Raw genomic sequence first — 20,127 nt, forward strand, 5'->3', positions numbered from 1 at the left:
CGGAACGACCCGACGACGCAAGTTTCTGACGAGGCATCAGAAAATCTCTTCCCTCGTACGGCCCCCTGCGGCATCCTGCGCCCATGCAGACGGAGCTGAGCAACACGCTGGGAGCCGAGCACGCCGTCTTCGGGTTCACACCCTTCCCCGCGGTCGCCGCGGCCATCACCCGGGCCGGCGGGTTCGGGGTGCTCGGGGCGGTCCGGTACACCGCGCCGGACGAGCTGGCGCGTGACCTCGACTGGATGCAGGAGCACACCGACGGGCTCCCGTACGGGCTCGATGTGGTGATGCCCGCCAAGAAGGTGACAGGCGTCAGCGAGGCCGAGGTCGAGGCGATGATCCCGGAGGAGCACCGCCGCTTCGTCGCCGAACTGCTCGAAAAACACCAGGTACCGCGGCTCGCGGAGGGCGAGGCGTCCGGCTGGCGGATCACCGGCTGGATGGAGGAGGTCGCCCGCACCCAGCTCGATGTGGCCTTCGACTATCCGATCAAGCTGCTGGCCAACGCCCTCGGGTCGCCGCCGGCCGATGTCATCGAGCGCGCCCACGCGCACGGCATCCTCGTCGCCGCGCTGGCCGGCAGCCCCCGGCACGCCCTGCACCACAAGGCCGCCGGCATCGACATCGTGGTCGCCCAGGGCTACGAGGCGGGCGGGCACACCGGCGAGATCGCCACCATGGTGCTCACCCCGGAGGTGGTGGCCGCCGTCGACCCGCTGCCGGTGCTCGCAGCGGGCGGCATCGGCACCGGGGAGCAGATCGCCGCCGGACTCGCCCTCGGCGCACAGGGCGTCTGGCTGGGCTCGCTCTGGCTGACCACCGAGGAGGCCCAGCTGCACTCCCGGCGGCTGACCGCGAAACTGCTCGCCGCGGGCCCCGGGGACACCGTCCGCTCCCGCGCCCTGACCGGCAAACCCGCCCGTCAGCTGCGCACCGCATGGACCGACGCCTGGGACGACCCGAGCGGCCCCGGCACCCTGCCCATGCCGCTGCAGGGCCTGCTGGTCGCCGAGGCCAACTCCCGTATCCAGCGGCACGAGGTCGAGCCGCTGCTGGGTACCCCGGTCGGCCAGATCGTCGGCCGGATGAACAGCGAACGCAGCGTACAGGCCGTCTTCGACGAGCTGACCCGCGGCTTCGAGCGGGCCATCGACCGGATCAACCGCATCGCCGGACGCGTATGAACCCGAGGAGGACAGCGGAATGAGCAAGGACTCCCCACCGCCCAACGGCTTCTGGGCGCAGGCCGCCGCCGACCCGGACCGGACGGTCCTGATCACCCCGGACGGCGAGGAGTGGACCGCGGGCCGGCTGCACGCCGCGAGCAATCAGCTGGTCCACGGGCTGCGCGCGGCGGGCCTGGAACGCGGCGACGCCTTCGCCGTGGTCCTCCCCAACGGCGTCGAGTTCTTCACCGCCTACCTCGCCGCGTCCCAGGCCGGTTTCTACCTCGTCCCCGTCAACCACCACCTGGTCGGCCCGGAGATCGCCTGGATCGTGGCCGACTCCGGGGCGAAGGTGCTGATCGCGCACGAGCGGTTCGCGCAGGCGGCCCGGCAGGCCGCGGACGAGGCGGAGCTGCCCGCGTCCCGGCGCTACGCCGCCGGTCACATCGACGGCTTCCGGCCGTACGGGCAACTCCTCGACGGACAGCCGCAGTCCGCGCCCGCCGACCGCACCCTGGGCTGGGTCATGAACTACACCTCGGGCACCACCGGACGCCCGCGCGGTATCCGCCGCCCGCTGCCCGGCACCCCGCCCGAGGACTCCTACCTCGGCGGCTTCCTCGCCATCTTCGGCATCAAGCCGTTCGACGACAACGTCCACCTGGTCTGCTCACCGCTGTACCACACGGCCGTGCTGCAGTTCGCCGGTGCCTCACTGCACATCGGCCACCGCCTCGTCCTGATGGACAAGTGGACACCGCAGCGCATGCTGGCCCTGATGGACGCGCAGCGCTGCACCCACACCCATATGGTGCCCACCCAGTTCCACCGGCTGCTCGCACTGCCGGAGGAGACCCGTGCGGCGTACGACGTGAGCGCGATGCGGCATGCCATCCATGGCGCGGCCCCCTGCCCCGACCACGTCAAGCGCGCAATGATCGACTGGTGGGGCGACTGTGTCGAGGAGTACTACGCGGCGAGCGAGGGCGGCGGTGCCTTCGCGACCGCCGAGGACTGGCTGAAGAAGCCCGGGACGGTCGGCAAGGCCTGGCCGATCAGCGAACTGGCCGTCTTCGACGACGACGGCAACCGGCTGCCCGCGGGCGAACTCGGCACCGTCTACCTGAAGATGAGCACCGGCGGTTTCCGCTACCACAAGGACGAGGGCAAGACCCGGAAGAACCGGATCGGTGACTTCTTCACCGTCGGTGACCTGGGCTACCTCGACGAGGACGGCTATCTCTTCCTCCGTGACCGCAAGATCGACATGATCATCTCCGGCGGGGTGAACATCTACCCCGCCGAGATCGAGTCCGCCCTGCTCGGCCACCCCGCGGTGGCCGACGCGGCCGCCTTCGGCATCCCGCACGACGACTGGGGCGAGGAGGTCAAGGCCGTCGTCGAACCCGCCGAGGGCCATCCGCCGTCGTCCGGACTGGCCGCGGAGATCCTGGCCCACTGCGCACAGCGGCTGGCGGGCTACAAGCGGCCCAAGTCGCTCGACTTCATCGCCCTCATGCCGCGCGACCCCAACGGCAAGCTCTACAAGCGGCGGCTGCGTGACCCGTACTGGGAGGGCAGGGAGCGCGCCCTGTAAACGTGCACCCCGCGCGCCCGCGCGGCCGGTCCGCCCTCCCGGACCGGCCGCGGCCCGCCGGCGCCGGACTCCGCCGGGTGCCTTGACCCGGAGGGGGGTGCGGCCCAGGATCGCGCCATGACGCAAGCGCGGAGCAATACGGTCGACGGAGTCCTGCGACGCAGCGCCCGCCGGGTGCCCGGACGGACCGCGGTGCGGTACGCGGACCGGTCCTGGACCTATCGCGAGCTGGACGAGGCGGTGACCGCCGCGGCCCGGGTGCTGCTGGCGGACGGCCTGGAGCCCGGCGACCGGGTCGCCTCCTACGGACACAACTCCGATGCGTATCTGATCGGCTTTCTGGCCTGCGCCCGCGCCGGACTGGTGCACGTTCCGGTCAATCACAGCCTGACCGGCGAGGATCTGCGCTACCTCCTGGACCAGTCGGGCAGCGGGCTGGCGCTCACCGACGCCGCGCTCGCGCACCGGCTGCCGGATTCCGTCCGCACCATGCCCCTCTGCGGGGCGCCCGGCGGGCTGCTGGAGCGGATCGCGGCCCGGGAAGCGCCCGCGGGCACCGAGCCGGGGCCGGCGGGTCCCGGCGCCGCGGACCTGGTCACCGAGGTGCCCGACGACGCCCTCGTCCAGCTCCTCTACACCTCCGGAACCACCGCGCTGCCCAAGGGCGCGATGATGACGCACCGCGCCCTGGTGCACGAGTACACCAGCGCCGTCGTCGCCCTCGACCTGAAGGAGACGGACCGGCCGGTGCACTCGCTGCCGCTCTACCACTCCGCGCAGATGCATGTGTTCCTGCTGCCGTATCTGGCGGTGGGCGCGGAGAACACCATCCTGGACGGGCCCGACCCGGGCCGGATCTTCGACCTGGTGGAAGCGGGCCTGGCCGACAGCCTGTTCGCCCCGCCGACCGTGTGGATCGCGCTGGCGAACCACCCCGATTTCACCGTCCGGGAGCTGAGCGGGCTGCGCAAGGCCTACTACGGGGCCTCGATCATGCCGGTGCCGGTCCTGGAGCGGCTCCGCGCCCGGCTGCCCGGCCTCGCCTTCTACAACTGCTTCGGGCAGAGCGAGATCGGGCCGCTGGCCACCGTGCTCGGCCCCGGGGAGCACGAGGGCCGGATGGACTCCTGCGGGCGCCCGGTGCTGTTCGTCGAGGCACGGGTGGTGGACGAGGCGGGCCGGGAGGTACCCGACGGCACCCGGGGCGAGGTCGTCTACCGGTCACCCCAGCTGTGCACCGGCTACTGGGACAAGCCGGAGGAGACCGCCGAGGCCTTCCGGGGCGGCTGGTTCCACTCCGGTGATCTCGCCGTCCGCGACGCGGAGGGCTATTTCACGGTGGTCGACCGGGTCAAGGACGTCATCAACTCCGGTGGCGTACTGGTCGCCTCGCGCCAGGTGGAGGATGTGCTCTACGAGCATCCGCAGGTGGCCGAGGTCGCCGTCATCGGGCTGCCGGACGAGCGCTGGATCGAGGCGGTGACCGCGGTGGTCGTACGGCGCGCGGACGGCGCGGGCGGCGGCGACGAGGTGGGGGAGCGGGAGCTGATCGAGGTGGCCCGCGCCCGACTGGCACCGTTCAAGGCGCCCAAACGGGTGATGTTCGTGGACGCGCTGCCGCGCAACGCCAGCGGCAAGGTCCTCAAGCGCGAGCTGCGGGCCCGGTTCGGCGCACCCTGAGCCGGGCCCGGCACGGCGTGCGTGAAGGGCGGCTGTCAGTGCCCGCTGCCATGCTGAGAAATGGCGCGCACACCGCCGTGCACGTCACGATCCGTGCAACGGAGGCCCTCCATGCTGACCACCAACTATGTCCCGGGCACCCCGAACTGGCTCGACCTGGGAGCCCCCGACATCGACGCCGCCGTCTCCTTCTACTCCGCCGTGTTCGGCTGGAGCTTCCAGTCGGCCGGCCCGGATGCCGGCGGGTACGGCTTCTTCCAGCTCGGCGGCAAGACGGTCGGTGCCATCGGCCCACTGATGGACGAGGGCGCCCGCTCCGCCTGGACCGTGTACTTCCAGACCCCCGACGCGGACGCCACCGCCAAGACGGTGCAGCAGGCCGGCGGCTCGGTGCGGGTCCTGCCGATGGATGTCTTCACCGCGGGCCGGCTGGCCGCCTTCACCGACCCGACGGGCGCCGACTTCGCCGTCTGGCAGCCGGGCGACGTCCAGGGCCTGGAGCGGGTGATGGAGCCGAACACGCTCTGCTGGACGGAGCTGTACACCACCGACGCCGCCGCGGCGAAGGACTTCTACCGCTCCGTCTTCTCCTGGGACCACCAGGACATGCCGATGGGCGGCGACATCGTCTACTCGGTCGTCTCCGCACCGGGCGGCGGCGAGGGCGACGACTCGGGACAGGGCGGCATCATGCAGCTGCCGGAGGAGAACCTGAAGGCCGGTTCGACCTCGGAGTGGCACCCGTATTTCGGTGTGACCGACTGTGACGCCACCTTCGCCGCGGCCACCGGCCAGGGCGCCACGGTACTCATCCCGCCCACCGATGCCCCCGGCGTCGGCCGGCTGGCCATGGTCACGGACCCGGCCGGGGCCCCGTTCGCCCTGATCAAGGGGGACCCGACGATGACCTGAACGGCCCTGCCGCAGACGGCTGCCGACGGTCGGCAGTGCTCAGGCGGTGTCCCGCGGCCGGGCGTCCACGATGCGCTTGATCTTGCCGACCGAGCGCTCCAGCGTCTCCGGGTCGATGATCTCGACCGCGACCGAGACCCCGATGCCCTCCTTGACGCTGTGCGCGATCAGCCCGGCGGCGGCCGTGCGTGCCTCAGGGGTCGCATCCGGCCGGGCCTCGGCGCGCACGGTCAGCCGGTCCATCCGGCCCTCCCGGGTCAGCCTGAGCTGGAAGTGCGGAGCGACGCCGGGCGTACGCAGCACGATCTCCTCGATCTGTGCGGGGAAGAGATTGACCCCCCGCAGAATGATCATGTCGTCGCTGCGTCCGGTGATCTTCTCCATCCGGCGGAAGGCGGGGCGGGCGGTGCCGGGCAGCAGCCGGGTCAGATCCCGGGTGCGGTAGCGGACGACCGGCATCGCTTCCTTGGTGAGCGAGGTGAACACCAGCTCGCCGTGCGCACCGTCCGGCAGTACCTCGCCGGTGAGCGGATCGACCACCTCCGGATAGAAGTGGTCCTCCCAGATGTGCAGCCCGTCCTTGGTCTCCACACACTCCTGGGCGACGCCCGGGCCCATGACCTCCGACAGGCCGTAGATGTCCACGGCGTCGATCGCGAACCGCTCCTCGATCTCGCGGCGCATCTCCTGTGTCCAGGGCTCGGCGCCGAAGACACCCACCCTGAGCGAGGTCGTCCGGGGATCGATGCCCTGCCGCTCGAACTCGTCCAGCAGGGTGAGCATGTACGAGGGCGTGACCATGATGATCTCGGGGCGGAAGTCCTGGATGATCTGCACCTGCCGACCGGTCATCCCGCCGGAGGCCGGCACGACCGTGCAGCCGAGCCGCTCCGCGCCGTAGTGCGCGCCCAGCCCGCCGGTGAACAGCCCGTATCCGTACGCGATATGGACGGTGTGACCGGGCCGGCCGCCGGCCGCGTAAAGAGAACGGGCGACCACATCCGCCCAGTGCGACAGATCGCGCTCGGTGTAGCCCACGACCGTCGGGCGGCCCGTGGTGCCGCTGGAGGCATGGATACGGCGCACCTCCGCCTTGGGGACGGCGAACATCCCGAAGGGGTACTGGGCGCGCAGATCGTCCTTGACGGTGAACGGGAACCGGGCGAGATCGCCGAGCGAGCGGCAGTCCTGCGGATGCACCCCGGCCCGGTCGAAGGACTCCCGGTAGAACGGGACGTGGTCATAGGCGTGCTGCAACGAGGCGCGCAGCCGGGTCAGTTGCAGCGCGCGCAACGCGTCCCCGGAGAGCCGTTCCACCTCGTCGAACGCCTCACTGCCCGTAGCCGCTTCCGGCATGGAGTTCACCGCCTCGGTTTCCCTACCGATCATTCGGTAGCTACATGCTGATCCAAGTAATCAGCGCGCGGCGAACACGTCAAGGGGCGTGGCGCAGCCGGCTCGCGGGTAGCGTCCAGCGCATGAGTGACGTCCAGAAAGTGCAGGTCGGTGAGGTCCAGCTGGCATACCGGGTGTGGGGAGAGGAGGACGCGCCCCCGGCCGTGCTGCTGCACTGCCTCGGTGAGGACGGCGAGGACTGGCGCGGAGTGGTCGGCCGGCTCGCCGGCACCCACCGCGTCTTCGCCCTCGACCAGCGCGGCCACGGCCACAGCGACTGGCCGGGCGACTACGGCTCCGCCCAGTGGCGGGACGATGTGATCGGCTTCCTCCAGGCGCTCGGTCTGGCGCGGGTGACCCTCATCGGGCACTCGCTGGGCGCGCTGGCCGCCCTGCTGGTGGCCGCGGAGCGCCCGGAGCTGGTGGACCGGCTGGTGCTGGAAGAGGTGCCCCCGCCGCTGCCCGCCGACCCGCCGCAGGAAGTGCCGGAGCAGCCGGCCGGCCCGCAGCCGTTCGACTGGCAGGCCGAGGCCGCGGTGGTGGCGGAGCGCAACGCACCCGACCCCGTGTGGTGGGAGGCGCTGGAGAAGATCACCGCACCGACCCTGGTCATCGGCGGCGGCGAGGCCGGCCGTATCCCGCAGGGACACCTCGACGCGCTGGTCGAGCGGCTTCCCGATGCCCGTCTGGTGACGGTGGAGGGCGCCGGTCATCTCGTCCACGAGGAGCGCCCCGGCGAGTTCCTCGCGGCGGTCAACTCGTTCCTGGCACCGCGCCCGTAGCCCGCCGCGCGGCCGGCGGCCCGCGGCGCTCTCGTTCCCCCTAGGCTCGCCGCCGTACGCCACCCCGCAGTCCCCCGGGGCCCCTGAGGTTCGAGAAAGGCCGACCGTGCAGCTGACCACCTCGCTACGGAGTGCCCTGGTCGCCGGCGCCGCCGCGACCGCCCTGTTCACCGGCGCGGCCGGGGCCGTCGCGGCACCGGCCGCCCCGCCGGCCGCGGCCGGCGCACCGGTCTCCGGGCACTCCCCGTACGGTCAACTCCGGCCGCTCGCCGCACTGTCCGCGGAGCGGCTGGCGACCGGTGACCTGGTGGCCGCGGCGAAATGGGGCACCGGCGGCCCGGTTGACGACCCGGCCCGGGAGCGTGAGGTGCTGCGGGCGGTCGCGGACCAGGCCCGGGAGCTGGGCGCCGATCCGGCGGTCACGGTGCGGATCTTCCGGGACCAGATCGAGGGCAGCAAGGTCGTGCAGCGAGGGCTGCACCGCGCCTGGGAGGCGGACCCCGGCCGGGCGCCGGCCGAGCGGCCCGACCTGGGTGAGGTACGGAAGGAGATCAACCGCATCAACGGCGAGCTGGTGCGGGCCATCGCCGGCTCCCCGTATGCCCGCTCGGCGCCGTACTGCGCTCCGCTGCTGACCGCGGCCGCCGTGCAGGTACGCCATGAGCGGCAGCTGGACGGTCTGCACACGGGTGCACTGGCCCGCTCGCTGCGCTCGGTCTGCGACGCAGGCTGAGGCACCGGCCGGGCGCCACCGCCCGGCTCAGACCGTCCGCTCGCCCGCCGCCACCGCCTTCGCCCAGCGGTAGTCCGCCTTGCCGCTGGGCGAACGCCGGATGTGGTCCGTGAAGACCACGGCGCGCGGAATCTTGTAGCCCGCCAGCCGCGTCCGGCAGTGGAGCTGGATGTCCGCCAGGGCCGGCTCCGCCGCCCCGGTACGGAGCTGGACCACGGCGGCGACGCGCTGGCCCCACCGCTCGTCCGGGACCCCCGCCACCAGCGCGTCATAGACGTCCGGATGCGCCTTCAGCGCCTGCTCCACCTCCTCCGGATAGACCTTCTCCCCACCGGAGTTGATGCACTGCGAGCCCCGGCCGAGGACGGTGACGATGCCCCCCTCGTCGACGGTGGCCATATCGCCCAGCAGCACCCATCGGTCCCCGTGCGCCTCGAAGAAGGTCTCCGCGGTCTTCTTGGGGTCGTTGTAGTAGCCCAGCGGTACATGCCCGCGCAGGGCGATCCGGCCCACTTCACCGGCCGGGACCGGCTCGTAGGTCGCCGGATCCACCACTGCCGTACGGGAGTTGACCCGCAGCCGGAATCCCCTGTCCGGGCCCGAGTCCTCGGTGGCGGTGCCGTTGAACCCGGATTCCGAGGAGCCGAAGTTGTTGAGCAGCATGACGTGCGGGGCCAGTGCGCTGAACTGGGCGCGTACGGTCTCGGAGAGGATCGCGCCGGAGCTGCTGACGCTGAACAGCGAGGAGCAGTCGGTGTTCTTGAGCGGCCCGCCGAGCGCATCGACGAGCGGGCGCAGCATCGCATCGCCGACCAGCGAAACGCTGGTGACCCGCTCCCGTTCGATGGTCCGCAGTACCTCCTCGGGCACGTACCTGCGGTGGATGACGACCTTCTGGCCGAAGTGGAAGGCGATGAACGCGGTGAGGGTGGAGGTGCCGTGCATCAGCGGGGGAGTGGGGAAGAAGACCAGGCCGTCGCCCCCGGCCGCGACACGCTCGGCCAGCTCCTGCGGCCGCTTGACCGGTTCACCGGTCGGTGCCCCGCCGCCCATCCCGGAGAAGAAGATGTCCTCGTGGCGCCACATCACGCCCTTGGGCAGACCCGTGGTGCCGCCGGTGTAGATGACGATCCGGTCGTCGGCGGAGCGCGGGCCGAAGCCGCGTGCGGGAGAGCCGGAGGCCTCGGCGTCCGTGAGCGCGACGGGGGTGATCCGGGGCTCGGGGGCGCCGTCGGGCGGGGTGCCGACCCGGACGAGATGCCGTAGCCCGGGTGCCCGGGGGAGGGCGGCGGCCACCCGCGCGGTGAACTCCGCGTCGAAGACCAGCGCCGCCAGGTCGGCGTCCCGGTAGAGGTAGGCCAACTCCTCTTCCACATAGCGGTAGTTGACGTTGACCGGGACGGCGCGGATCTTCAGACAGGCGTAGGCGGCCTGGAGATATTCGATGCCGTTGTAGAGGTGCAGTCCGACGTGCCGGCCGGGGCCGATGCCGTGGTCGCTGAGGTGATGGGCCAGGCGGTTGGCCGCGCGGTCCAGCTCCGCATACGTCAGCCGCCGCTCGGCGCCGGTCCCGGGATGGTCGACGTACACCAGCGCCTCGCGGTCGGGGACCGTGTCGACGATCGACTCGAAGAGGTCGGCAAGGTTGTACTCCACGTCTCCTCCAGACCGGGCGGGCGTCGGCTTGGCGGTCATTAGAGCGCCGCCGCGAGGAGCAGGGAAGGGCCACGGACAAGAAATCTGACTGCCTGTCAGAAAAGCCTTGAAGTCGCTGTGCGGCTACTGCAACCTGTTCTCGTCGTGAGACGGGAGGACGGAACATGGGTGGTACGGAACATCTGTCGGTGGAGCGCGTCGGCGCGACACTGGTGCTCACCCTCAACCGGCCGGAGGCGAAGAACGCGCTCTCGCTGCCGATGCTGGTGGGCCTGTACGACGGCTGGCTCGCCGCCGACGAGGACGACGGGATCCGCTCCATCGTCCTCACCGGCGCCGGCGGCACCTTCTGCGCCGGAATGGACCTCAAGGCCCTCGCGGGCGACGGGATGGCCGGCGAGCAGTACCGCGACCGGCTGCGCGCCGACCCGGACCTGCACTGGAAGGCGATGCTGCGGCACCACCGCCCCCGCAAGCCCGTGATCGCCGCCGTCGAGGGCCACTGCGTCGCGGGCGGGACGGAGATCCTCCAGGGCACCGACATCCGGGTCGCGGGGGAGAGCGCCACCTTCGGGCTCTTCGAGGTCCGGCGCGGACTGTTCCCCATCGGCGGCTCCACCGTCCGGCTCGCCCGCCAGATCCCCCGCACCCACGCCCTGGAGATGCTGCTCACCGGCCGGCCCTACCCCGCGCGCGAGGCCGAACGCATCGGCCTGATCGGCCATGTCGTGCCCGAGGGGACCGCACGCGACAAGGCCCTGGAGATCGCCGAACTGATCAACGGCTGCGGACCGCTCGCCGTCGAGGCCGTCAAGGCCTCCGTCTACGACACCGCCGAGATGACCGAGACCGACGGACTGGCGGCCGAACTCGCCCGCGGCTGGCCGGTCTTCGACACCGCCGACGCCAAAGAGGGCTCCCGGGCCTTCGCGGAGAAGCGCCCGCCCGTCTACCGGCGGGCCTGACCCAAGGAGTCCCCTATGCCCGAGGTCCTCACGGCACCCCTCGTCGTGGAGTTCCCCTTCACCCGCTCGCTCGGCCCGGTCCAGAGCGCCTTCCTCACCGGGCTGCGTGAGCGCACCGTCCTCGGCGTCACCGCGAGCGACGGCCGGGTGGTCGTCCCGCCCACCGAATACGACCCGGTCACCGCCGAGGAGATCCGCGAGCTGGTCGAGGTGGGCAGCCGCGGCACCGTCACCACCTGGGCCTGGAACCCCTCCCCCCGCCGCGAGCAGCCGCTCACCACCCCCTTCGCCTGGGTCCTGGTCCGGCTCGACGGCGCCGACACCGCACTGCTGCACGCACTGGACGCCCCCGGCCCCGACGCCGTACGCACCGGGATGCGGGTCCGTGTCCGCTGGGCCGCACAGCGCACCGGCGCGATCACCGACATCGCCTGTTTCGAGCCGGACGACAGCCCCGCCGGCGCACGTGAACCGGCCCCGCACAGCGGCGCGTTCGCGAACGCCGTCACCGGCATCACCACCCCCGCCCGGCTCGACTACACCTACTCGCCCGGCCGCGCCCAGTCCCGCTACATCCAGGCCCTCTCGGACCACAAGACCATCGGCGAACGCTGCCCCTCCTGCCGCAAGGTCTACGTCCCGCCCCGCGGCGCCTGCCCCACCTGCGGCCTCGCCACCGACACCCAGGTCGAGGTCGGCCCCCGCGGCACCGTCACCACCTTCTGCATCGTCAACATCAAGGCCAAGAACCTGGACATCGAGGTCCCCTACGTCTACGCCCATATCGCCCTGGACGGCGCCGACCTGGCCCTGCACGCCCGGATCGGCGGCATCCCGTACGACCGGGTCCGCATGGGGCTGCGGGTGGAACCCGTATGGACCGAGCACGGCCGCTTCCCCGACCACTACCGCCCCACCGGCGAACCCGATGCCGACTACGACAGCTACAAGGAGCTGATCTGATGCGCGAGGTCGCCATCGTCGCCTTCGGGCAGAGCGATCACGTCCGCGACAGCGCGGAGACCTCCGAGGTCGAAATGCTGATGCCGGTACTGCACGAGGTGCTGGACCGGACCGGCCTGGCGGCCCGGGACATCGGCTTCACCTGCTCCGGCTCCTCCGACTACCTCGCCGGCCGCGCCTTCTCCTTCACCATGGCCCTGGACGGTGTCGGCGCCTGGCCGCCGATCTCCGAGTCCCATGTCGAGATGGACGGCGCCTGGGCGCTGTACGAGTCCTGGGTGAAGCTGCTCACCGGCGAGGCGGAGACCGCGCTGGTCTACGCGTACGGCAAGTCCTCGCCGGGCGATGTCCGCGAGGTCCTCACCCGCCAGCTCGACCCCTACTACGTCGCCCCGCTGTGGCCCGACTCGGTCGCGCTCGCCGCCCTCCAGGCTCGGGCCCTGATCGACGCGGAGCTGACCGACGAGCGGGAACTCGCCGGGATCGCGGCCCGCAGCCGCGCGGACGCCGAGGCCAATCCGCACGCCCAGCTGCGCGGTGCCGTGCCCGCCGGTGAGCACCTCGTCGCCCCGCTGCGTACCGGCGACTGCCCGCCCATCGGCGACGGCGCGGCCGCCGTCGTCCTCGCCGCCGGCGACACCGCCCGGCGGCTGACCGACCGCCCCGCCTGGATCCGCGGCCTCGATCACCGCATCGAGGCGCACAGTCTGGGCGTCCGCGACCTCACCGACTCCCCGTCCACCCGCCTCGCCGCCGAGCGCGCCGGAGCCTTTGAGCTCCCCCATGGCCTCAAGGGCATGGGAGGTGCCCCCATGGTGGACACCGCCGAGTTGCACGCCCCCTTCACCTCCCAGGAAGTCGTGCTGCGCCGCGCCCTGAAGCTCGACGCGCCGGACTGCACGGTCCGGCTCAGCCCGTCCGGCGGCGCGCTCGCCGCCCACCCCGTCATGGCCGCCGGGCTGATCCGCCTGGGCGAGGCCGCCGCCCGCATCCACCGGGGAGAGTCCGACCGCGCACTCGCCCATGCGACCTCGGGGCCGTGCCTGCAGCAGAACCTGGTCGCCGTCCTGGAGGGTGAGTGATGAGCAAGGAGCCCGTGGCCGTCATCGGCATCGGCCAGACCCGGCACGTCGCCGCCCGCCGGGATGTCTCCCTCGCCGGACTCGTCCGCGAGGCCGCCCGGCGCGCCCTGGACGACGCCCAGTTGACCTGGGCGGACATCGACGCCGTGGTGATCGGCAAGGCCCCCGACTTCTTCGAGGGCCTGATGATGCCCGAGCTGTACCTCGCCGACGCCCTGGGCGCCGTCGGCAAACCGATGCTGCGGGTGCACACCGCCGGCTCGGTCGGCGGCTCCACCGCCCTGGTCGCCACCAACCTCGTCGCCGCCCGGGTCCACCGCACCGTCCTCACCCTCGCCTTCGAGAAGCAGTCCGAGTCCAACGCCATGTGGGGCTTGTCCCTGCCGGTCCCCTTCCAGCAGCCCCTGCTCGCCGGCGCCGGCGGCTTCTTCGCCCCGCACATCCGCGCGTACATGAGGCGCACCGGCGCCCCGGACACCATCGGCTCCCTCGTCGCCTACAAGGACCGCCGCAACGCCCTCAAGAACCCCTACGCCCATCTCCACGAGAAGGACCTCACCCTCGAAAAGGTCCAGGCCTCGCCGATGCTCTGGGACCCGATCCGCTACTCCGAGACCTGCCCGTCCTCCGACGGGGCCTGCGCCATGATCCTCACCGACCGCACCGGGGCCGCCCGCGCCCCGCACCCGGCGGCCTGGGTGCACGGCGGGGCGATGCGCAGCGAACCCACCCTCTTCGCCGGCAAGGACTTCGTCTCCCCGCAGGCCGGCAAGGACTGCGCCGCCGACGTCTACCGGCAGGCCGGGATCACCGACCCGCGCCGGCAGATCGACGCGGTGGAGATGTACGTCCCCTTCAGCTGGTACGAACCGATGTGGCTGGAGAACCTGGGCTTCGCCGAGGAGGGCGAGGGCTGGAAGCTCACCGAGTCCGGCGTCACCGAACTCGACGGCGCGCTCCCCGTCAATCCCTCCGGCGGAGTGCTGTCCACCAACCCGATCGGCGCCTCCGGCATGATCCGCTTCGCGGAGGCCGCCCTCCAGGTACGCGGCCAGGCCGGCGACCACCAAGTCGACGGTGCCCGCACGGCGTTGGGGCATGCCTACGGCGGCGGCTCCCAGTTCTTCGCGATGTGGCTGGTGGGCGCCGACACGCCGGCCTGCTGACCTCCTCCGGGGGCAGGCACGCCCGGCCGGTGCGCCCGCCCCCGGATCACCACTCCACCGCCTCGCCACGTCCCCTGTCCGTTCCCGGACACAGTGGTTACGCTGATCGCGGACGACGAACCGGGAGGTGCGGGACACGTGACCGACAGCATCACGGAGCAGCGGCTCGTGGGCGGGCCCAGGCCCGATCTCGATCTGACGCAGGCCGAGTGGCAGTCGAGCACCCAGGGCGTGGGCGGCGTCCAGATCGCCTTCGTCGAGGGCTATATCGCGATGCGCAACCGCCGCAGCCCCGAGGTCCCGGCGGTGATCTTCACCCCCGCCGAGTGGCGCGCCTTCGTCCTCGATGCGCGCGAGGGCGCATTCGACCTCACGTAGGCGTGCTCACGTGGGGCGTGCTCACACGGGGCGTCCTCACGTAGGGCGTGTCTCCCGGCGGGCGGACACGCCCGGCCAGGGACACCGGGAGCAGCCGTGGTCAGGTGAGCACCACACACCCTCTCTGGCGGAGCGCCAGGACCGCTTCCGCCCCGTCCGCAACGGAGTTCCAGCGCAGATCGAGCTTCTCCAGCGCCGGCAGCTCCGCGATCCAGGGCGGCAGCACCGCGATCCGGTTGCCGCGCAGATCGATCCGGCGCAGCAGTGGCAGCGTGCGCAGCGCTTCCGGGACGTGGGGGAGCGCGTTGTCCCGCAGCTCCAGCACCCTCAGCTCGCGCAGCGCCGCCAGGCTCCCGGGCAATGCCGTCAGTGCATTGCCGCCCAGCCACAGCTCCCGGAGCCGGCCGAGTCGCCCCAGCGACTCCGGGAGCTCGCTCAACTCCGCCTGCTGTGCGCGGAGTTCGACCAGCCCGGCCATCTCGCCGAGCGCCGCCGGCAGCCGCCCGAGCGGGTTCTCGCCGACGTTGAGATAGCCGAGCCGGTCCAGTCTGCCGAGGGTGTCCGGCAGTGCGGTGAGCCGGTTGTCGTGCAGATAGAGGAAGCGGGTCAGCCCGGTGAGCTCGCCGATCTCGTCGGGGACCGCCGCCAGGGAGTTGTGGCCGAGATCGAGGGTGTGCAGCGCACGCAGCCGGCCGAGTGCCGCCGGGATCTCGGTCAGGGCGTTGTCGGCGAGGATCAGCACCTCCCGGTCCGTACGTCGCCAGGCCTCGGGAGGTACCGCACTCAGGCCCGCCTTCCAGAGGTTGAGGACGCGCGGACTGCCGGACTCGGGGCGGGACATGGGGCGAGGTTCCTTCCGGGAGGCGGCGCCGGCTACGGCCAGCCGAGCAGCTCGGGCAGCGGGGTGTTCGCTCCCGACCGGCGGCAGTCGAGCGGCTCGTGCGGCCTGCGGCCGGTCAGCCAGGCCGCGAGATCGGTGAGCGGGCCGCTCACGGTCACCGTCGGCGCGTCCCCGGAACCGTACCGCTGTGACAGCGTGCCGTCCGTGGCCGTCACGACGAGGTGCAGCTCCGCGGGGACTCGGGGCGCCATGTGGTCCAGGAGGTGGTGACACAGCTCCCCTGGCCAGTCCCGCGGACCGTGGCCGATTCCCGCGTCCGCCGTGTGGATCTCCAACTCCCGCCACCAGGCCAGCAGTGCGGAGCGCAGATCGCCGTTGCGGTGCAGCACCGGCCGCGACCAGTCGCCCGGACCGGCCGCCGCCCAGGCCGCGGAGGCCTCGGCCAACGCGCCCCGTACGGCGTCCCCCAGCGCCGCCGCACCCCGCACCGCTCCGGCCTCGATCGCGGCATCGCGCGCCGGGCGTCCGCCGTCGTACGGCTCGATCAGCTCATCGCGCAGCGCGTAGCGGGCCTGCCGGGCCAGGGCCAGACCGACGCCCTCGATGTGCGAGAGCACATGGGCGCGGGACCAGCCGGGCAGCTCGCTCGGCTCCCGCACCCCGTCGTCGGTCAGGGCGGGCAGCAGGGCGCGCAGCCGCGCCTGGCCCGCCTCGATCGAGGCCCGTACCGCCTCTGCCGGCATCGTCCACTCCGTCGTCATGGCCACCGCAGCTCCTTCGTCATGGCTCGCGGCTCGGGGACCTGCGCCCGCGCGGCGCCGACGAGCCGTGCGGTGAACGGTGCCACCGGGGCGTCGGGTGCCGTCGACGGAGCGGGCAGCTCGCCCGCGAAGACCGGTAAGTCACCTGGCAGTTGACGTACGCCGGCCACACCGCCCCCTCAGCGAGTTAATGGTTGGCGGGGACATTACCATTAGCTCCATGACCGCAACACGGCTCGCTCTCGACCTCGCCGTCACCATCCGCCACGACGGGCACGGCGGCGTCGCCGATGACCTGGCCGGCCCGGAGGGGCTCGCGGACTGGGTGCGCGAGCGGGCCGCGCTGCTGGACTGCGCCGAGCGGCCGGTCACCGTGGACGAGGCACTGCACACCGCCGTACGGGAGCTGCGGGCCGCGCTTCGGTCGCTGTTCGCCCGCGCCGTCCGGCCGGGACCGCCCAGCTCCGCCGACGCCCACCGGCTGCTCCCGGAAGCGGAGGCGATCCGCCGGCTGAACGCCGCCGCGGCCCTGGTCCCCACGGTGCCGCGGCTCAGCTGGGAGCCGGACGCAGGGCCCACGCTGCGGCTGCAGCCGGCCGGTTCCCCGCCGGCCGCCGACCGGATCGTCGCCGCGCTGGCCCGCGCCGCCCTCACCTTCCTCGACGGGCCGGACCGCGGTCTGCTGCGGGCCTGCCCCGCCCCGCGCTGTGTGCGCTACTTCGTCAAGGACCACGCCCGCCAGGAGTGGTGCACCCCCTCCTGCGGCAACCGCGCCCGGGTCGCCCGTCACCACGAGCGACGCCGGGAGGCGCAGGGCGACGCCCCGTAGGCTGGTGGCATGTCGGGTGAACGCGATCTCCGGGCCCTGCTGAGCGGGATGCGTCCCGAGCGGAACGAGGGCCGTTACGTCTTTGCCGGCGTGCCCGGCGCGGTCCCCGAGGGGCTGACGCCGGTGGTCACCGTCACCGAGCCCGAAGGCCGCACCCTCGTCGTCCACCAGGAAGAGGCCGACCGCGCGGGCCTGGCCTACGACTATGTCGCCGCCTGGATCACCCTGCGGGTGCACTCCGCGCTGGACGCCGTCGGACTGACCGCCGCCGTCGCCACTGCACTCGCCCAGGCCGGCCTCAGCTGCAATGTCGTCGCGGGCTTCCACCACGATCACCTCTTCGTGCCGTATGCCGCGGCCGACGAGGCGCTGCGCCGGCTTCGCGCACTGGCCGACCAGGCCTGAGACCACCGGCCACCGGAGCGTCCGGCGGCGCCGTGCACGGGGTGTCGCTGACCCCGACGTCCGCGCGGCGCGCCCGGCCGGGCCACGTACGATGGCGGCATGTCCTTCCTCCGCCGCCGCAGCGCAGCCACGCCCGCCGGGCCTGACTTCGACGTCCTCGCCATGGACCCCGGGGACTGGCCTGGCAATCTCGGAGCCGGGCTGCTGCCCGCGCCCGACGGAAGCTGCCAGGGCGTCTTCCTCCGCTACGACCTGTTCGGCGGCCGCGGTCCCGCGATGATCATCGGCAATCTGCCGGAAGGCTCCCCGGCCCGCGAGCTCGAGGACGACCAGGTGCCCTTCGAGGTGGCCCAGCTGCTCGCGGCGCTCGGCAACGACGAACCGGTGACGGTCGTCGAGAGCGAGGACACCCCCGTGATGCACGAGGACAACCTGCTGATCGTCAAGCGCATCAAGTGCTCCGAGAGCCGGATCTCCTGCGCCCAGTTCGACCGCAGCGACGGTGTACTGGTCACCATCGCCAGCTGGGACCGGCCGATCACCGACGACCTCTACGCCCTGCTCAAGCCGCTGCCGGCGGAGCTCTTCCAGCAGGGCTGAGCCCCGGCACAGCACCGGAGCGGACATGGTCGCGCCCGGTGGACGGTTCCCCCGTCCACCGGGCGCGACGCGCTCACCCGACGGTGTTCAGGAAGCCGAGCGCCGCACCTCGACGTCGGCCGCCCGCACATAACCGACCCGGTGCCCGAGCTGGATCTCGTAGTAGACGTCCTTGCCGCGCACGATCGCATGCTTGCTGAGGTCGAAGGTCGGGGAGTAGAAGTAGTCGCCCGTCAGCCGGTCCCCGACGGCGTACTTCTGGCCGGCGGCGAGCTTGTACGACAGCGGGGCGACCGACTGGTACGGGACCCCGGCCGGATAGGCCTCCTTCTCCGGGTACGCCCGGCCGTAGACCGGGATCTCCTCCCGCCCGGACTTCGGTACGGCGATCAGCCCCTTGGCGGGCACCGCCACCGGCTCGTCCTGCGGATTGTGGAACCACGCCTTCTGCCCGAGATACCAGATCGCCGTCCAGTCGCCGGACCGGCCGGCCACCGCGAACCGCTGCCCCGTCGTGGCGCGGGCACCCGTGTCGTTCACACCGGTCGTCGAGGCACTGCCGTCCGGGTGCAGTCCGACGTCCTTGACCAGCGGTGCGTCCTCGTCCGGCGCGCTGTGCAGCCGGACCGCCGTGGAGCCGTGCGGCGCACAGGTGTCACCGGTCTTCGCGCAGCCGGTGTAGACCGGCTGGTTCTCGTCGTAGTCGGGGCGGATGGTGACCAGCCCGCCCCGCGGGCCCGCGGTGGCCTTGAACGGCTTGCCCAGCAGGGCGAAGTAGTGCGCCCAGTCCCAGTACGGGCCGGGGTCGGTGTGCATACCGGGGATGGTGGCCGTCGTCGTGCCGGGCACATTGTCGTGGCCCAGGATGTGCTGCCGGTCGAGCGGCACGTCGTACTTGCGGCTCAGATACTTCACCAGCCGGGCCGAGGCACGGTACATCGCCTCCGTGTACCAGGCGTCCGGCGCGGCCAGGAAGCCTTCGTGCTCGATGCCGACGGAGTGTGAGTTGATGTACCAGTTGCCCGCATGCCAGGCGACGTCCTTGGTCGGCACATGCTGGGCGATCAGACCGTCCGCGGAGCGGATCGTGTAGTTCCACGACACATATGCCGGGTCCTTGATCAGCTTCAGCGTGGTCTCCCAGGACCCCTCGGTGTCATGGATGACGATGGTGCTGACCCGCTGGTCCGCGGGGCGGTCCGCCTTGTCGTGGTTGCCGTAGTCACCGTCGCCGAACTCCTCGTACGGCGCGGGCACCGACTCGCAGGCGACGTTCCGCGGGCACTCCGGCTTGCGAGTGGCGGGTGCCGTCGGGGCCTTGGCGGCCGGCGTGCTGAGACGTTTCTGCTGTGCGGAGTCGGGGGCCAGACCCGGCGCGGCGGCCAGCGTGATCCGCTGTCCCGCGTCGGTGGTACGGGCCTGGCCCTGGCGCATCACCGCGTACACCTCGTCCGCGAAGGCCCTACCGCTGCGCGCACTGTCCTGGCCGCCGTAGCGCGCCACCGCCGTGTACCACCGCGCCGGATCGCTGCCGGCGGGCGTGCCCAGCTTCCGCTGCTCCGCGGCGAGCAGCGCCGCACCGCCGAACACATTCGCTGCGGGGTCGGTGCGCAGCTTCCCGGCCGGAATCCCGGTCAGCTTCGCGGCCGTCGGCAACGTACGGAGCCGGGCCGGGAGTTCGGTGGGCAGCGCGGCCCGCTGCGCCGCGCCGGCCGGCACTCTCTTACGGCCCCGCGCCTCGTCGCCGCGCGCGTCCTCGTCACCCTCGCTGAACTCCGGCGTCCGCGTCAGGGCCGTACGGGCGTCGGTCAGATGCATCGGACCGTAACCCCCGGAGACACTGGGCGCACCGCCGTGACCGTCCCAGCGGGACTCCAGGTACGAGACGCCGAGCAGCACACTGCGCGGCACATGGAAGCGGGCGGCGGCATCGGTGAAGGCCTGTTGCAGCGCGTCCGTCCGGGGCTGCCCGGCCTGTGCGGACGGTGCTCCCGAGAGCGGCAGCAGCAGCACCGCGGCCGCGACGGCGGTGGCGGATCTCCGCAGGGCGGGGCGGGGGATTCTCTTCTCGTCTTCCGGGGCGGATCCTTGCAAAGCAACCTCCTCGAGCCGGCCCGAGCCGGGGCGGTGTGACGGTGGGTGCGCAAACGGCCGCACGGGCGGGACCCGAGACTAGAGCCCCTGTCGGCTCAGAGCTATACGTCTGCCGACAG

At 72.3% G+C, this 20,127-nt stretch carries 20 protein-coding genes; 14 read left to right on the forward strand and 6 right to left on the reverse strand.

What is annotated here, in order from left to right; genetic code table 11:
• Positions 1–83: 83 nt before the first annotated feature.
• The 4 genes from SLV14N_RS34135 (at position 84) to SLV14N_RS34150 (ending at position 5,358) form a co-directional block, all read left to right on the forward strand.
• Positions 84–1,187, forward strand: a complete 1,104-nt coding sequence (locus SLV14N_RS34135) for a nitronate monooxygenase family protein (protein ID WP_263272448.1) — start codon at positions 84–86, stop codon at positions 1,185–1,187.
• A 19-nt stretch (positions 1,188–1,206) separates the two neighbouring features.
• Positions 1,207–2,766, forward strand: coding sequence for an acyl-CoA synthetase (locus SLV14N_RS34140; protein WP_263272449.1), 1,560 nt, complete (start codon positions 1,207–1,209; stop codon positions 2,764–2,766).
• Between the two features lie 117 nt (positions 2,767–2,883).
• Complete coding sequence (locus SLV14N_RS34145) at positions 2,884–4,446, forward strand: acyl-CoA synthetase (RefSeq protein WP_263272450.1); 1,563 nt, start codon at positions 2,884–2,886, stop codon at positions 4,444–4,446.
• A gap of 111 nt (positions 4,447–4,557) precedes the next feature.
• Positions 4,558–5,358 (forward strand): VOC family protein, encoded by an 801-nt coding sequence (locus SLV14N_RS34150; protein ID WP_208686328.1) that lies wholly within the window; start codon positions 4,558–4,560, stop codon positions 5,356–5,358.
• A 39-nt stretch (positions 5,359–5,397) separates the two neighbouring features.
• Here the strand turns inward: SLV14N_RS34150 and paaK are convergent, their stop codons facing one another.
• A complete protein-coding gene (gene paaK / locus SLV14N_RS34155) occupies positions 5,398–6,714 on the reverse strand; it encodes a phenylacetate--CoA ligase PaaK (protein WP_263273362.1) in 1,317 nt (438 codons plus the stop codon).
• Positions 6,715–6,836: 122 nt separating this feature from the next.
• Here paaK and SLV14N_RS34160 point away from each other — a divergent pair, with 122 nt between their 5' ends.
• Positions 6,837–7,535: an alpha/beta fold hydrolase gene (locus tag SLV14N_RS34160; protein WP_208686330.1), complete on the forward strand. Its 699-nt coding sequence runs from the start codon at positions 6,837–6,839 to the stop codon at positions 7,533–7,535.
• Between the two features lie 106 nt (positions 7,536–7,641).
• Positions 7,642–8,268: a gamma subclass chorismate mutase AroQ gene (gene aroQ, locus SLV14N_RS34165; protein WP_263272451.1), complete on the forward strand. Its 627-nt coding sequence runs from the start codon at positions 7,642–7,644 to the stop codon at positions 8,266–8,268.
• A 27-nt stretch (positions 8,269–8,295) separates the two neighbouring features.
• Here aroQ and SLV14N_RS34170 read toward each other — a convergent pair whose 3' ends face one another.
• Positions 8,296–9,924, reverse strand: coding sequence for an acyl-CoA synthetase (locus SLV14N_RS34170; RefSeq protein ID WP_263272452.1), 1,629 nt, complete (start codon positions 9,922–9,924; stop codon positions 8,296–8,298).
• Between the two features lie 164 nt (positions 9,925–10,088).
• Between SLV14N_RS34170 and SLV14N_RS34175 the strand changes: the two genes are divergently transcribed.
• From SLV14N_RS34175 to SLV14N_RS34195, 5 genes are all read left to right on the forward strand, one after another.
• The gene (locus tag SLV14N_RS34175; RefSeq protein ID WP_208686336.1) at positions 10,089–10,889 is read left to right on the forward strand and encodes a crotonase/enoyl-CoA hydratase family protein; all 801 of its coding nucleotides are present in this window, start codon (positions 10,089–10,091) and stop codon (positions 10,887–10,889) included.
• 15 nt (positions 10,890–10,904) lie between these two features.
• On the forward strand, positions 10,905–11,852 hold the full coding sequence (locus SLV14N_RS34180) for a Zn-ribbon domain-containing OB-fold protein (protein ID WP_263272453.1): 948 nt from the start codon (positions 10,905–10,907) through the stop codon (positions 11,850–11,852).
• Positions 11,852–12,934, forward strand: coding sequence for a thiolase domain-containing protein (locus tag SLV14N_RS34185; RefSeq protein WP_263272454.1), 1,083 nt, complete (start codon positions 11,852–11,854; stop codon positions 12,932–12,934). Before SLV14N_RS34180 ends, SLV14N_RS34185 begins: the two co-directional genes overlap by 1 nt.
• A complete protein-coding gene (locus SLV14N_RS34190; protein ID WP_208686342.1) occupies positions 12,934–14,100 on the forward strand; it encodes a thiolase domain-containing protein in 1,167 nt (388 codons plus the stop codon). The genes SLV14N_RS34185 and SLV14N_RS34190 overlap by 1 nt, the downstream gene beginning before the upstream one ends.
• Positions 14,101–14,238: 138 nt before the next feature.
• Complete coding sequence (locus SLV14N_RS34195) at positions 14,239–14,478, forward strand: DUF397 domain-containing protein (protein ID WP_263272455.1); 240 nt, start codon at positions 14,239–14,241, stop codon at positions 14,476–14,478.
• A 100-nt stretch (positions 14,479–14,578) separates the two neighbouring features.
• On the opposite strand, the gene SLV14N_RS34200 is transcribed toward SLV14N_RS34195, so the two are convergent.
• The 3 genes from SLV14N_RS34200 to SLV14N_RS34210 are packed head-to-tail and all read right to left on the reverse strand — an operon-like array spanning position 14,579 to position 16,250.
• Positions 14,579–15,319, reverse strand: a complete 741-nt coding sequence (locus SLV14N_RS34200) for a leucine-rich repeat domain-containing protein (protein ID WP_263272456.1) — start codon at positions 15,317–15,319, stop codon at positions 14,579–14,581.
• 32 nt (positions 15,320–15,351) lie between these two features.
• Positions 15,352–16,080: a maleylpyruvate isomerase family mycothiol-dependent enzyme gene (locus SLV14N_RS34205; RefSeq protein ID WP_263273363.1), complete on the reverse strand. Its 729-nt coding sequence runs from the start codon at positions 16,078–16,080 to the stop codon at positions 15,352–15,354.
• Positions 16,077–16,250 carry a hypothetical protein gene (locus SLV14N_RS34210; protein WP_263272457.1) on the reverse strand — a complete coding sequence of 58 codons (174 nt, stop codon included), beginning with the start codon at positions 16,248–16,250 and terminating at the stop codon, positions 16,077–16,079. The genes SLV14N_RS34205 and SLV14N_RS34210 overlap by 4 nt, the downstream gene beginning before the upstream one ends.
• Positions 16,251–16,300: 50 nt before the next feature.
• On the opposite strand from SLV14N_RS34210, the gene SLV14N_RS34215 reads away from it, so the two are divergent.
• From SLV14N_RS34215 to SLV14N_RS34225, 3 genes are all read left to right on the forward strand, one after another.
• Entirely contained in the window at positions 16,301–16,909 is a 609-nt protein-coding gene (locus tag SLV14N_RS34215; RefSeq protein ID WP_263272458.1) for an ABATE domain-containing protein, read from the forward strand.
• A 9-nt stretch (positions 16,910–16,918) separates the two neighbouring features.
• The gene (locus tag SLV14N_RS34220) at positions 16,919–17,314 is read left to right on the forward strand and encodes an ACT domain-containing protein (protein WP_208686352.1); all 396 of its coding nucleotides are present in this window, start codon (positions 16,919–16,921) and stop codon (positions 17,312–17,314) included.
• Positions 17,315–17,413: 99 nt separating this feature from the next.
• Entirely contained in the window at positions 17,414–17,914 is a 501-nt protein-coding gene (locus SLV14N_RS34225; protein WP_018090673.1) for a hypothetical protein, read from the forward strand.
• Positions 17,915–18,001: 87 nt separating this feature from the next.
• Here the strand turns inward: SLV14N_RS34225 and SLV14N_RS34230 are convergent, their stop codons facing one another.
• Positions 18,002–20,008 (reverse strand): N-acetylmuramoyl-L-alanine amidase, encoded by a 2,007-nt coding sequence (locus SLV14N_RS34230; RefSeq protein ID WP_263272459.1) that lies wholly within the window; start codon positions 20,006–20,008, stop codon positions 18,002–18,004.
• Positions 20,009–20,127: the final 119 nt, after the last annotated feature.

The organism is Streptomyces sp. Je 1-4 4N24 (genome assembly GCF_026239515.1).
In the GTDB taxonomy this organism is placed as follows: domain Bacteria; phylum Actinomycetota; class Actinomycetes; order Streptomycetales; family Streptomycetaceae; genus Streptomyces; species Streptomyces nigrescens.